The sequence below is a fragment of the Polaromonas sp. P1_E3 genome, assembly GCF_056405935.1.
Genome location: NZ_JBFUBD010000078.1, coordinates 1 through 12,044, shown reverse-complemented (window position 1 = coordinate 12,044; position 12,044 = coordinate 1). Strand labels below are relative to the sequence as shown.

Sequence of the window (12,044 nt, the reverse complement as noted above, 5' to 3'; positions counted from 1 at the left end):
GTCTTGCCCTGCAGGACGCTGCGCACCGACAGCGGTGTCAGCCCGGTGCTTTCGGCAATGGCCTGGTAATCCAGCCCCAGACGCTGCCGCGCATCTTCCAGGCGAGTGGCGATTTCAGATAACGTTTTCATAGATAGAAAAATATCGTTTATTGAATAAACAATAGTATTCTATCCTTTTATCAAATCTTTGACGATATAAAACTATTCATTTTTATAAAAACAATAGTTAAGTATCGATTTTATCGCACTCAGCCAGCCCACATCGCCGGGCCCTAAGCAAACTTGCGCACCGCGTCCAGCGCCAGCCCGGCGCCGATGCTGCCGAAGCGGTCGCCCTCCACGCTGCGCGCCTGCGGCAGCATCGCGGAGATCTGCTCGCGCAACAAGGGCACACCGCTGGAGCCGCCAGTGAAGAACACGGTGTCGATATCGCCGGCGTTGACAAGCCCATTCCTGAGCAGCCTCATCACCGTACGCGCGACCGTACCCACCAGTTCGCTGATGGCGCCGTCGAAGTCAGGCCGGTGCAATGTCAAGGTCTCGCCGGGTGCAATGCGGCCCAGGTCCATGGTGGTCTCAGGCGCATCCGACAGCGAAATCTTGGCCGCCTCGACCTGCATCGCCAACCAGTGGCCTGCGCGCTCGCGCACCAGGTTCTGCAGGCGGTCCAGCTTGTGTTTGTCTACCGCGCCGCGCCGTATGTCGGTGATCTGCGTCCAGGATTTTTTGCTGTAGACCTGGTTGATGGTGTGCCAGGTCGCCAGGTTGAAATACTGCGCCGACGRCACCTCCAGCCCGCTCACCAGCCGGCTGCCCAGGCCCAGCGTGGGCATCACGCTGGCCAGGCTCAGGTATTTGTCGAAGTCGGTGCCGCCAATGTGCACGCCGCCACTGGCCAGAATATCGTCGCGCCTGTCAGCCTTGCGGGCGCGTTCGGGCGACAGGCGCACCAGCGCAAAGTCCGACGTACCGCCGCCAATGTCGACCACCAGCACAAGTTCTTCGCGCCGGATCTGCGACTCATAATCAAACGCCGCCGCAATCGGTTCGTACTGGAACGCGATGTCTTTGAGGCCTACCGCTTGGGCAATTTCGGCCAGTGTGTTTTCGGCTTTTTTATCAGCCGCAGCGTCGTCATCCACAAAAAATACCGGGCGGCCCAGCACAGCCTGGGTGAAGGGCTGGTCTGCAGCCTTTTCAGCGCGGTGCTTGAGCTCGCCAATGAATTGCGCCAGCAGCACACGAAACGGCAGTGCGCGGCCGGCGACTTCAGTGTGCTCGTCCATCATGGCTGTACCGAGCAGGCTCTTGAGCGAGCGCATCAGCCGGCCTTCGTAKCCCGCCAGGTAATCGGCCAGCGCCGCCCGGCCATAGCTGACATGCTCGTCTTCGGCGTGGAAAAACACCACCGATGGCAGCGTCGGCTTGCCGTCTTCAAGCGGCAGGAGAGCGGGCAAGCCGGGCCGGCTCCAGCCCGCCGTGGAGTTGGAAGTGCCGAAGTCGATCCCGCAGGCGTGGGGGCGGCTCACCGCCCTGCCGGCCTGGCAAAGCCGTTGTCGGCCCATGCCACGGCGCTGGCGCGGTTGAGCTTGAAGGAAGGCGCCACGCGCACCTGCGCCAGCGTCTCGCCGGACTCGTCGCAGGCACCGAGCAAACCGTGCGGGTTGTCTTCGTCAGGAACAATGTCAAGGGAAACCGTGATGCGCCCGGCATTGGCGGTTACCGTGATGCTTTGGTGCAGCGTCGCATGCAGCTGCTGCTCGTGGCGGCGCACAAATTCCGATGCGGTCTTCACCAGCGTGCTGAAGGCGGGGCCATCGAGCGGCTTGGGGTTCTTTTTGTCGCGACCCATGGTCCAGGGGCCGACCAGGGCAGGCTCGGGCTCGCCGTCCTTGATCATCGCCACCGCCCAGCCGTCGTCGTCTTCGTTCTTGATGACCTTGGCGGTCCAGCCATCGCCGCACCAGAGGCGCGGTTCCTGGATGGGGGTATCGTGGAGGGGTTCATCGGCCAGGCCGGCCGGCGGGGTGTGGGAGTCAATCAAAACGCAGTCACTCGGGTGGGCGCCCCGGCGAGGGGCCGGGGGCAAATTCTTGTCACGCACCGCCTTCAGACAACATCAAACAACACGGCGCGCAGGGGGAGCGGATTTTACAGCCCTCCCCAAACCGCTCACAACCCAAGGTCGCTGAGGCTGGGGTGATCGTCAGGCCGGCGCCCGAGCGGCCAGTGAAACTTGCGATCGGCCGCCTTGATGGGCAGATCGTTGATGCTGGCGTGGCGCACCGCCATCAGGCCCATTTCATCAAACTCCCAGTTCTCATTGCCGTAAGAGCGGAACCAGTTGCCGGCGTCGTCATGCCATTCGTAAGCAAAGCGCACCGCGATGCGGTTGCCGCCAAAGGCCCAGAGCTCCTTGATGAGGCGGTAGTCCAGCTCACGCACCCACTTGCGCGACAGCAGCCCGGCGATTTCCTCGCGCCCCGTGACAAATTCCGCCCGGTTACGCCATTTGCTTTGCGGTGTGTAGGCCATAGCCACGCGCTGCGGCTCGCGCGTGTTCCAGCCGTCTTCGGCGGCGCGGACTTTCTGCACGGCGGTTTCAAACGTAAAAGGGGGAAGCGGCGGCCGTGACTCCATGGGGATCTCCTGTGGGTTAAAAAAATGGGGCTAAATGGGAAAGACAAGAAAAGTCAGATGTAGACAGATTTGTCTACTTGACCAAATTCTGGCACAGGTAGACAGATGTGTCTATACCGCGTCTACAATAAGCCATGGACGTCTCCACCCTCCCCGCACGCGAGCGAATCCTCGTCACGGCACACGAACTTTTCTACCGCGACGGCCTGCGCGCGACCGGCATCGACCGCATCATTGCCGAGTCGGGCGTGGCCAAGCTCACCTTCTACCGGCACTTTCCCAGCAAGGACGAATTGATCCGCACCTTCCTGGACTACCGGCATGGACGCTGGATGGGCTGGTTTGTCGACGCGCTGGGCCGCCATGGCGCGCAACCCGGCGGTGGGCTGGCGCCGCTGGTGCAGGCCATGGGCGAGTGGTTTGCCGACCCGGCGTTTCGCGGTTGCGCCTTCATCAACGCCGTGGCGGAAGTGGGTGGCACCCAACCGGACGTGGCAGACATTGCACGCCGGCACAAGCAGGACATGCAGCAGGTCATTGCCGATTTGCTGCCGGACGGCGCAGGCCAGGCCGAGGCGGCGCGGGCCGCCGCGCTGGCAGTGGACGGCGCCATTGTGCGGGCACAGATGGAGGGCAGCGAACCCGCACTGGCGGGCTTGCGCCTGCTGCTGGGCGGGCTGGACAACCAGGCCGCCAGGACAGGCAATCGCTAGGCCTTACCTGGCCGCCGCGATTTGTCTTTGGGCTGCGACGCCAGCGCCGCGCCCGCACGCTCAACCACCTTCACGGCCGGGCGTTTGCCCGACGCCACCCACTCGCCGTAAAAGTCAATCTTGCTGTCCAGCAACTTCATCGCGAGTTGCCACTCGGCAATCATGTCCCTGACCTGTTCGCGATGCGCGGCCAGCAGGGCCTGGCGCYTGCCCAGCGTGCTGCTCCCTTGTTTGACGAGTTCGGTGTATTCGCGCATTTCGGCAATCGACATGCCGGTGCGCCGCAGCCGGTCCATCAGCTCCAGCCAGTTGATATGCAAGTCGCCATAGACGCGCCGGCCACCGGCGTCGCGCGTCACGCCCGGGATCAGGCCCTGCGCCTCATACCAGCGTATGGTGTGCACACTGCGCCCGGTGCGTGCGGCAAGCTGCCCGATCAGAAAACTTTCAGCCATGCCCGACTGTATAACGGCTCAGGCGGCCAGCGCGGGTGCCTCCAGCGCAGCGTTCACCAGCGCGGTGTCGAAGTACTCCGTCAGTTCTTTCATTTGCCCGCCTTCCATGCGGCAAACATAGCAATAGCGGTTGTTGTAGGCCTTGCCGGCGTGGGTGGTCACCTGCCCGCGGAACTCGATGACAACCATATCGCCGTCGGCCATTACGCGCTGCGTGGTACTGACATAGGGCGTGGCGAACTGGGCAAACAACGGCCGCAGCAGTTCGGTGACGACGGCCTGCTTGCCGCGGTAGGTGCGCGACCAGGGCGTACTGCCCTCAAGGGTCCAGCAAAAATCGTCGGCCATGGCGTCGACAAATGCCTGGCCATTGCCTTTGTCCAGTTCGGCCATGACCTCCTGCATGCGCAGGCGGTTGGCGGATGTGATGTCGCTGTTGGTAGATGCTGCACTCATGATGAAACTCCTTGACGGCTTCTTCGCATGCCCTGCGAAGTGGATGGAGGCCGGCACCATTGCCAGGGCCCTGAAAGGATTGGAATACCTTGAGTGCACTCAAGGTCAAGCCCGGGAGGCAGCAAGCCGCAAAATTCACCACGAAATCGGCCGCCGGCGCAATATAGGCAAGCGCGAGCAGCTATTCTTTTAATAGCAAACCTACAATGGCGCATGAACCCCAAAAAGCCTGCAACGAGTGAATGGGTCGGCAAGATGCTGGCGGTACTGAAAACCGGCAACACGCCGGCAGCGCTGGCCCAGATCAAGGCGACCACCAGCAGCAAGGACCTGCAGCAACTGCACGCTGCGCTGGAAAAAGCGCAGCTGCTCAAACAGCTCAAGCCTGTCGACATTGCGATTGCCGACCAGCTCCAGGCCTTGGCCTCACCGCGGCTGAGCCGCTCGCCCTGAACGCTTCAGGCCCGCTGCCTTTCAGGCGGGGCGGATTTCAAACTGCGCATCTCCCATGTACCGGTTGGGGCCCAGCGCGGCCGTCACGGCGGCCAGCTCGGCGGCTTGCCACTGGTTGAAGATTTCCAGCTCGTCGCCTGACAGCACATCTTCAGCCGGCGCTTCGCCGTAAGTAGCCACCAGTTTCATGTAGGCCGCATACACAGGCCACACGAGGCTTTCGTCTCCCAGTTCGGCCTCCAGCGCTGTTCTGAAGCGTTGCTCGGCGGCCTGCAGTTCTTCTGCGGAGGCATCTTCATAGGCGTAAAGCCTGAGGCGGTAACTCACGTGGTTTCTCTCAAGACAAACGGAACAGGGTCAGGGCGCTTGCGGCTTCACCGGCGCAGGCATGCCCTGCGTCAGCTCAATGCGGCGCCGCAGTTTTGCTGCTTCCTGGGTGTCGCCACCCTGCTCTGCCCGGCGCAGCTGTACACCCAGCCAGGCGAGCAGCGGCCGGCGCCAGCCCTCGGCCGACGCGGTATCAATCGCCTGGGTGATCACCGCGGGGCTGGCTTTGCCGGCCTGCAACATCACGCCGGCAGCCACCAGTTTCGACAAAGGGTCGGCAATGGCCGCTACAGCACCCGCGTCGCCGGCAGCAGCACGGCGCTGCGCTTCGGGCAACAACGCGATGCCCTGCGGCTGCACTTGGCCTTTCAGGTAATCAGCATAGGCGCGCTGGGCGTCAGTGGCGTCTTCGCGCAGCTTCTCAAATCCGGTGCAGGGCTCATCGAACACGAGACTGGCAACCCGGGTGGCRCAGTGCAGCAGCTCGGCGGTGGCTAGCAGGTCGGCACGGCCAGAGCGAGTGAGTTGGGCGCGCGCGCGCCCCAGTTCGGCCATCTCGACACGGCTGTTGCCTTCCATATACGCGGCCACAGAGCGGTCCATCGAACCTTTGGCCTCGAGCTGCCAGCCGGGCGGCTGCGGGCCCCCGGCACAGGCGGCCAGCAACAAGGCCGAGGTCAGCGCGGCGGCATGCGTCAAGGTGTTCTTCATGGCAACTTCATCTCCGCATCGCGGGCGTCTTTGGCGAAAGGCCATTTGCGGCTGATTTCGTTGATGAGGCCTTCCACCTTGCGCAGGCTGGCTTCCACGTCGGCGCRCAGCGCGCCCAGGTCGTCAGTGGCATCTTTGGCGTTGCGGGTGACGGCCTGGGCGTCCTGCAGCAATGCATCCACTTTTTTGAGGCTGGTGCGGGCCTCACCCAGCATGGCGTTGAGCTGAACCACGGTGGCCCGGGTTTCGGGCATCAGTCCCTTGTCGCCGAACACCTGGGTGTCGGTCTTGGCGGCGAGCCCGTCGAGTTTGGTGAGCAGCGAGTTGGTGCGCTCCAGCGTGGCAGCAAACTTTTTGGCCTCTGCCTCGCTGCCCAGCAACACCGTCAACGCGCCGCCCGGCCCGTTCAGGCGCTCCGTCAGCGTCTGCAGGTTGGCCAGGCTGGTGCCCACCGCACCGCCGCTTCCGGTGAGGGTGTTGAGGTTTTCAATCAGGTCCTTGGCGGCAGCAATCACTTTGGGCACCTCGCCGGCCGCATCGCCCAGCAGCACCGTGCGCTCCGCGCCGTCGGGCAGCGGCGGGTCGTTCAGCAGGCCGGTGTAGGCGCGGATGTTGGTGCCGCCTACCAGGCCGCGCACCAGCGTAAAGACGCTGGTGGTGCGCAGCCAGTGGGCGTCCTTGGCGGCGACGTCCACCAGAATCCGCGCCTTGCCGTCATTGGCCAGCTCGATGCGCTTGACGCGGCCTATCGGGAAACCCGAGAAAGTCAGGTCCATGCCGACCACCACGCCTTCAGAGTCTTYCGCGATGAGCACCAGCCGCYGGGTGGATTCAAACGCTCCGCGCGCATACATCACATAAAGGGCCGAGCCCACCACCAGCAGCAGCATGAAGATCAGGAGAAGCCGGGCCTTGAACTCCAGGTTGGCGATTTCCTTGGGCGAGGACTCCGGCTCCCGCGCCGGCTGGAGCGGATCAGGCCGGCCGTGCTCCGGGGATGAAGGGTCGTGGGGTGAGCTCATGGATTGTTATTTGGTATTTATTGAGGCGATCAATAGTAGTTGCCGACCAGCGAAGCCACTTCAATCAGCAAAATCACGGCGAACATGCGCACGAGGCCGCGCATCTCGGCACTGGTGCGCACGCTGGCTTCGCCCATGCCGTAAAGCGCCGAGGCCATGGGGATCAGCGACACGGCCAGGCAGAAGAACAGGGTTTTGAGCACAAAGATGAGCGTGACGGAAGGGCTGAAGACCTGGCCGAAGAGCCGGGTGTAAGCCGCCAGGCCCGACAAGGCAAAGCCGTATGTCGCCATATAGGCCACCACCAGTGCGACCACACAGCTCAGCGCAGCCAGTGTGATGCCGGAGAACATGCCCGCCACCACGCGCGGCAGCACCTCGCGCCGCACCGGCTCGATGCCGTGTTCGCGCATTTCATCGAGCTCGCCGCTGGCCTGCATGGCGGTGAGTTCGGCGCCGTCGGGGATGGTGCAGCGCAGCGCCACAAAGAGCGCCGCCGTCAGCGGAATCAGCTCCAGCACCAGCACGCGGATGACCACCTGCAGCGCGTACTGCGAAAGGCCATAACTCAGCGCGGTCACCAGCACGATGCGCGTGAGCACCACGGTGACCAGCGCGCACAGCAAGGTGAAGCCCAGCAGGATGGGCGCCGTGTTGATGTAGATGTGGCGCGCCAGCACCGTGCGGCTTTGCGGGCTGTAGCTGGAAGGCGAGAGGGTCAGCACCAGGATGATCGCGCCCAATTTCACCAGGCGCCACCATTCGATCAGCCAGTGCTGGGCGGTGCGGCCTGTTTGCGAGAGTCGGCCTTGCCAGAATGATGCTGTTGAAGCCATCCGGGCATGATACCTGCGGGCTCTGCCTGTCCATGTAGGATGGCAGGCTTTCGCCCGGCGCGGGCGCCCGCCCCTGTCTCCTCCACTTCACCACCGCTTCATCATGGCCATCGACACCTGGACCGCCTACTTCCTTGCATCCATCCTGATCGCGATTTCGCCCGGTTCTGGCGCGGTGCTGGCCATGAGCCATGGGCTGAGCTATGGCATGCAGCGCACGCGCGCCACCATCGCGGGCCTGCAGATCGGGCTGGTGGTGATTTTGCTGGTGGCCGGGGCGGGAGTGGGTTCGCTGCTGGTGGCGTCGGAGCTGGCCTTCAGCGTGGTGAAAGTGCTGGGCGCGGGCTACCTGATCTACATCGGCTGGTCGCAGTGGCGCTCGTCCAACGGCATCGCGGCGGAAGATGCCAATCCCGCGGCCGATGCCAACGGCGTTTCCGCGCGGAAGCGTTTCGCGACCGGCCTGCTGACCAACGTCACCAACCCCAAAGGCATTCTTTTCATGGTCGCGGTGCTGCCACAGTTCATCAGCCCTGCCCGGCCACTGTGGCCCCAACTGCTGGTGATGGCGCTCACCACCGTGGCGGTCGACACCGTGGTGATGCACGGCTATGCGTTTGCCGCCAGCCGCCTGCAAACGCTGTTCAGGAATGCGCGTGCGGTGCGGCTGCAAAACCGGCTGTTCGGCGGCATGCTGATGGCGGTCGGTGCGGGCCTGTTTTTCGTCAAACGCAGCCATGCTGCCGCGCATTAGGCCCAGGTCGCTATCAAAACAATAGCTGGTGGCGCACATCCCTAAAGGGCTGGAGCCCTAAAACCCTCAAAATAGCGGCGCCATGCCCTCAAGCCGGCCGGGGCCCAGCCTGCGACACAATGCCCGCCAGCTTGCGCAGCGCGCTGTCGGTCTCGCTGGAAAACGGTGAGCCGCAACTGATGCGCAGGAAGTGGTCAAAGCGGTTCGAGTTGGAAAACATGGAGCCGGGCGCCACCCGTATGCCCTGGCGGATAGCGGTGTCGAACACCGCCTGCGCGGAAGTGCCCGCCGGCAGTTCAACCCACAGCATCATGCTGCCGCGGGGAACCGAGAGCCGGGTTCCGGCCGGAAAGTGCGCGGCAATCGCTTCGGCCATCTGCTCGCGCTGCGCATTGAGCATGCGGCGCAGCCGGGCCAGGTGCCGGTCATAGGCGCTGGAGGCCATGAATTCCGCCACGGCCAGCTGGCCCAGCATGTCGTTGGCGCGGCTTTGCGCATACTTGAGCATCTTGATGCGCGCCTGCCAGCGCCCGCCGGCAACCCAGCCCAGGCGCAACCCCGGCGACAGGGTCTTGCGCAGCGACGCGCAGTAAATCACCGAGCCACTGCGGTCCCAGGCCTTGGCGGCCTTCAGGGGAATGTCGTCGGGGCCCATGGCGCCGTAGGTGTCGTCTTCAATCAGTGCCACCTGCTGGCGTTCGCACAGTGCGACCAGCTTTTCCTTTTCACTGTCGGGCATCACGCTGCCCAGCGGATTGTGGAAATTGGGCATCACCACCACGGCGCGTATGCGGTCGTGCGTCTGGAAAGCCAGGTCCAGCGCCTCGACGGAAATACCCAGCTTCGGGCTGGTGGGAATTTCCAGCGCGCGCAGGCCCAGGCTTTCCAGGATCTGCAGCAGGCCGTGGTACGTCGGCGACTCGACAGCGACGGTATCGCCCGGCTGCGCCACCGCACGCAAGGCAATGTTCAGCGCTTCAATGCAGCCGTGCGTGACCAGGATGTCTTCTGTCGACAGCCGCATGCCGGCCTCCAGCGCCCGCTTGGCCAGCACGGCATTCAGCGGTGAATCATTGAGGAAGTCCGGCGGATTCACCAGCAGTTGCGGGTGCTTGCGCAGCGCCCGCGTGGCGGCGTTTTTCAGGGCTTCGGCCGGGTACATTTCGGGCGATCCATAGGTGCCGGCCAGGTTGGCGACCAGGGGGTAGACATCGCATTTGGCGACGAAATCGGATACCCGGTCGTGGATGCCGACGTACTGCGCCGGGTCCAGCCGATGGCCGCATTCCGGTTCGCTGGGCGGCTGAATATCCACCCGCCGCCGCTTGAGCACGAAGTAGCCTGAACGCGGCCGCGCCTCCAGCAGACCTTCGTCCTCCAGCGTGTGGCAGGCTTCCACCGCCGTCGACAGGCTGACCTGGTGCAGCCGTGTCAGTGCCCTGACGGACGGCATGCGTTGCCCCGGCATCAACACGCCGGACTGGATGGCCTGGCGGTAATGGCTGGAGAGCTGTAGATAGAGTGGTTGCGACGGGGATGGCGAGGGTTGCAGGTCCATAAGCCAGATGATCCGTGAAGGGGAAGGCGGGCCACAGCCACAGATGGGCCGAAAACAAACCATAACAGATGAATAAACAGGCGTCTGTACCGATACAGAAAAGACTTGCCTGGCTCTGTCGGGACAGTGCTGCTCTCTTTAACCTTGGCGCTTCCTTCCCCGTTTTCCCGTTCACCAACCCATGAATGGAGCCGCCATGAAAGAGCACTTTGCCCCTCGCCACCTTCAGCTGGACGCCGGTGAGTCCCTGTTTTTTCACACCAAAGCCGGCAGCGCCCTGATCAGCACATCAGGCACGCTGCTGGTGACCGGCACACCGCGCTGGCTTGGCGAGCAGGTCTTTCGTGCCAGCGTGCCGCTGGAGGTGGGGCAGTCGCATACCGTTGCCCAAGCCGGCTGGATCACGGTGACCGCCCAGCACGGCGGCGCAGCATGCGTGCTGACCCAAACCCCGGCAAAAGCCCCGGCCCATACGGGAAACGCGCTTTTGAGGTACTTTTCTGGAATGGCCCGGGCCTTGCGGGCCTGGCTGGGCGGCGCAGAGGCTGTCTAACCGCTCCCGAAAATCGCCCTGCGCACCAGCTCTTCACTTCATTTTTAATTGCCTTCACCACCATGACCGCTTCCGCCTGGCTGCTCTTCATCACCATCTCACTCGTTACCGCGCTCAGCCCGGGGCCGGGTATTTTGCTGGCGGTTTCCAACGCCGTCGCCTGGGGACCGCGCAAGACGATGTGGAGCTCTTGCGGCAATGTGCTGGGCGTGTTCACCGTTTCCGCCGCAGCCATGGCGGGTTTGGGTACCTTGCTGCACACCTCGGCCTGGCTGTTTGCTGTGCTTAAGGCCGCGGGCGCCGTCTACCTCATGTACCTGGGCTGGCGGCAATGGACCAGCAAGACGTCGATGTTCGACACGCCTTTGCCCGACGGGTTTACCGCCGGGACATCCTCAGGAAAAAGCAACGCCACRCTGTTCCGGCAAGGCCTGCTGGTGGCGCTGACCAATCCCAAGAGCATCCTGTTCTTCACCGCCCTGTTCCCGCAATTCATCCATCCTGAAGCGCCGATGCTGCCGCAGTTCATGGCGCTGACCAGCGCCTTCGCTGCGTGCGTTCTGGTCTCCCACTTCACCTATGTGCTGCTGGCCAAACACACCCACCGATGGTTTGGCACGCCCCGCCGGGCCCGGCTTTTCAATCGCCTCTGCGGCGGTGCGTTTGGCCTGCTGGGCTTGGGCCTGCTACGGCTGAAGAGCCCTGCCTGAAACACCCACACCACACTCCATCCAACCCCACAAAGAGGAATTCCTGTCCATGGAAGATTCACGCAACACCCGGTTCGCCGCAGTGCAGGCCGAACTCGGCTATAGCTTTGACGGTGAGATCAAGATTGGCGGCAACTACGTGCCCGTCGTGCAGCATGGCGACCAGGTTTTTGTCAGCGGGCAGATCCCGCGTGTCGGCAACACGGTGGTCGTTACCGGCCGCGTGGGGTCGGAAACGTCTGTCCAACAGGCCCAGCTGGCGGCGAAAATCTGCACCATGCGCGCGCTGGCGCTGCTGCGGCAAAGCCTTGGCAGCCTGGACCACATCAAGCACATTCTGCGCATCACCGTTTTTGTGCAATCCGCACAGGATTTCACGCAGCAAAGCGAAGTCGCCGATGCCGCATCTGAGGTGCTGTATGCGGTTTTGGGGCCGGCCGGCGCCCACACCCGCACGTCAGTCGGCGTCGTCCAGTTGCCCAAGAGTGCTTCGGTCGAGATTGATCTCATTGCGGTGGCCGGCTAGGCTCGCCTGCTGGCTTCACCTTCAACCGCCGGGCAGCAGGCGTATCAGCTTGCCGTTGTTGCTGTCAGTCAGCACATAAAGCAGCCCGTCCGGCCCCTGGCGCACATCGCGAATGCGCTCCACCGCCTCAGACAGCAGCTTGCTTTCGCGCACCACCTTGCCCGAGAACGGAGCCGCCAGTTCGATCCTGTCCAGGTAGCCAAACTTGAGCGAGCCGACGAACAGGTTGCCGCGCCAGGACTTGCCATAGCGCTCGCTGGTCAGAAAAGCCATGCCGGAAGGCGCGATGGACGGCACCCAGTAATGCAGCGGCTGCTGCATGCCGGCC

Annotated in this window: 18 protein-coding genes; 7 read left to right on the top strand and 11 right to left on the bottom strand. The window is 63.5% G+C overall.

All coding sequences use genetic code 11. From position 1 onward, the window contains the following. Window positions 1–274 precede the first annotated feature (274 nt). The 3 genes from AC1D0Z_RS11065 to AC1D0Z_RS11055 all read right to left on the bottom strand — a co-directional run bounded on the left by AC1D0Z_RS11065 (window position 275) and on the right by AC1D0Z_RS11055 (window position 2,642). The gene (locus tag AC1D0Z_RS11065) at window positions 275–1,531 is read right to left on the bottom strand and encodes an Hsp70 family protein (protein WP_477658299.1); all 1,257 of its coding nucleotides are present in this window, start codon (window positions 1,529–1,531) and stop codon (window positions 275–277) included. Next, window positions 1,528–2,046, bottom strand: a complete 519-nt coding sequence (locus AC1D0Z_RS11060) for a hypothetical protein (protein WP_477658298.1) — start codon at window positions 2,044–2,046, stop codon at window positions 1,528–1,530. Before AC1D0Z_RS11060 ends, AC1D0Z_RS11065 begins: the two co-directional genes overlap by 4 nt. Before the next feature lie 128 nt (window positions 2,047–2,174). Continuing rightward, the gene (locus tag AC1D0Z_RS11055) at window positions 2,175–2,642 is read right to left on the bottom strand and encodes a nuclear transport factor 2 family protein (RefSeq protein ID WP_477658297.1); all 468 of its coding nucleotides are present in this window, start codon (window positions 2,640–2,642) and stop codon (window positions 2,175–2,177) included. Window positions 2,643–2,776: 134 nt separating this feature from the next. Here AC1D0Z_RS11055 and AC1D0Z_RS11050 point away from each other — a divergent pair, with 134 nt between their 5' ends. Further along, window positions 2,777–3,355 (top strand): TetR/AcrR family transcriptional regulator, encoded by a 579-nt coding sequence (locus tag AC1D0Z_RS11050; protein WP_477658296.1) that lies wholly within the window; start codon window positions 2,777–2,779, stop codon window positions 3,353–3,355. On the opposite strand, the gene AC1D0Z_RS11045 is transcribed toward AC1D0Z_RS11050, so the two are convergent. Together AC1D0Z_RS11045 and AC1D0Z_RS11040 are read right to left on the bottom strand one after the other, a co-directional pair. Continuing rightward, window positions 3,352–3,810, bottom strand: coding sequence for a MerR family transcriptional regulator (locus AC1D0Z_RS11045; RefSeq protein WP_477658295.1), 459 nt, complete (start codon window positions 3,808–3,810; stop codon window positions 3,352–3,354). The two genes, AC1D0Z_RS11050 and AC1D0Z_RS11045, sit on opposite strands and share 4 nt — an antisense overlap. 18 nt (window positions 3,811–3,828) lie before the next feature. Beyond that, the gene (locus AC1D0Z_RS11040) at window positions 3,829–4,266 is read right to left on the bottom strand and encodes a nuclear transport factor 2 family protein (RefSeq protein ID WP_477658294.1); all 438 of its coding nucleotides are present in this window, start codon (window positions 4,264–4,266) and stop codon (window positions 3,829–3,831) included. 1 nt (window position 4,267) lies between these two features. On the opposite strand from AC1D0Z_RS11040, the gene AC1D0Z_RS11035 reads away from it, so the two are divergent. Further along, complete coding sequence (locus AC1D0Z_RS11035) at window positions 4,268–4,459, top strand: hypothetical protein (RefSeq protein WP_477658293.1); 192 nt, start codon at window positions 4,268–4,270, stop codon at window positions 4,457–4,459. Between the two features lie 20 nt (window positions 4,460–4,479). Continuing rightward, window positions 4,480–4,719, top strand: a complete 240-nt coding sequence (locus AC1D0Z_RS11030) for a hypothetical protein (protein ID WP_477658292.1) — start codon at window positions 4,480–4,482, stop codon at window positions 4,717–4,719. A 21-nt stretch (window positions 4,720–4,740) separates the two neighbouring features. Here the strand turns inward: AC1D0Z_RS11030 and AC1D0Z_RS11025 are convergent, their stop codons facing one another. From AC1D0Z_RS11025 to AC1D0Z_RS11010, 4 genes are read right to left on the bottom strand one after another with little or no spacing between them, the layout of a single operon-like run. Next, entirely contained in the window at window positions 4,741–5,046 is a 306-nt protein-coding gene (locus AC1D0Z_RS11025; protein WP_477658291.1) for a hypothetical protein, read from the bottom strand. Window positions 5,047–5,076: 30 nt separating this feature from the next. Continuing rightward, a complete protein-coding gene (locus AC1D0Z_RS11020; RefSeq protein WP_477658290.1) occupies window positions 5,077–5,757 on the bottom strand; it encodes a hypothetical protein in 681 nt (226 codons plus the stop codon). Further along, window positions 5,754–6,779 (bottom strand): MlaD family protein, encoded by a 1,026-nt coding sequence (locus AC1D0Z_RS11015; protein WP_477658289.1) that lies wholly within the window; start codon window positions 6,777–6,779, stop codon window positions 5,754–5,756. Before AC1D0Z_RS11015 ends, AC1D0Z_RS11020 begins: the two co-directional genes overlap by 4 nt. Before the next feature lie 29 nt (window positions 6,780–6,808). Next, complete coding sequence (locus AC1D0Z_RS11010; protein WP_477658288.1) at window positions 6,809–7,615, bottom strand: MlaE family ABC transporter permease; 807 nt, start codon at window positions 7,613–7,615, stop codon at window positions 6,809–6,811. 103 nt (window positions 7,616–7,718) lie between these two features. Between AC1D0Z_RS11010 and AC1D0Z_RS11005 the strand changes: the two genes are divergently transcribed. Next, a complete protein-coding gene (locus AC1D0Z_RS11005; protein ID WP_477658287.1) occupies window positions 7,719–8,369 on the top strand; it encodes a LysE family transporter in 651 nt (216 codons plus the stop codon). Between the two features lie 88 nt (window positions 8,370–8,457). On the opposite strand, the gene AC1D0Z_RS11000 is transcribed toward AC1D0Z_RS11005, so the two are convergent. Further along, window positions 8,458–9,927: an aminotransferase-like domain-containing protein gene (locus AC1D0Z_RS11000; RefSeq protein WP_477658286.1), complete on the bottom strand. Its 1,470-nt coding sequence runs from the start codon at window positions 9,925–9,927 to the stop codon at window positions 8,458–8,460. 196 nt (window positions 9,928–10,123) lie between these two features. Here AC1D0Z_RS11000 and AC1D0Z_RS10995 point away from each other — a divergent pair, with 196 nt between their 5' ends. From AC1D0Z_RS10995 to AC1D0Z_RS10985, 3 genes are all read left to right on the top strand, one after another. After that, a complete protein-coding gene (locus AC1D0Z_RS10995; protein ID WP_477658285.1) occupies window positions 10,124–10,480 on the top strand; it encodes a hypothetical protein in 357 nt (118 codons plus the stop codon). A gap of 62 nt (window positions 10,481–10,542) precedes the next feature. Beyond that, on the top strand, window positions 10,543–11,190 hold the full coding sequence (locus AC1D0Z_RS10990) for a LysE family translocator (RefSeq protein WP_477658284.1): 648 nt from the start codon (window positions 10,543–10,545) through the stop codon (window positions 11,188–11,190). Window positions 11,191–11,239: 49 nt separating this feature from the next. Then, a complete protein-coding gene (locus AC1D0Z_RS10985; protein WP_477658283.1) occupies window positions 11,240–11,716 on the top strand; it encodes a RidA family protein in 477 nt (158 codons plus the stop codon). Between the two features lie 21 nt (window positions 11,717–11,737). On the opposite strand, the gene AC1D0Z_RS10980 is transcribed toward AC1D0Z_RS10985, so the two are convergent. Then, on the bottom strand, window positions 11,738–12,044 hold a 307-nt coding region (locus AC1D0Z_RS10980), incomplete at its 5' end, for a PQQ-dependent sugar dehydrogenase (RefSeq protein ID WP_477658282.1).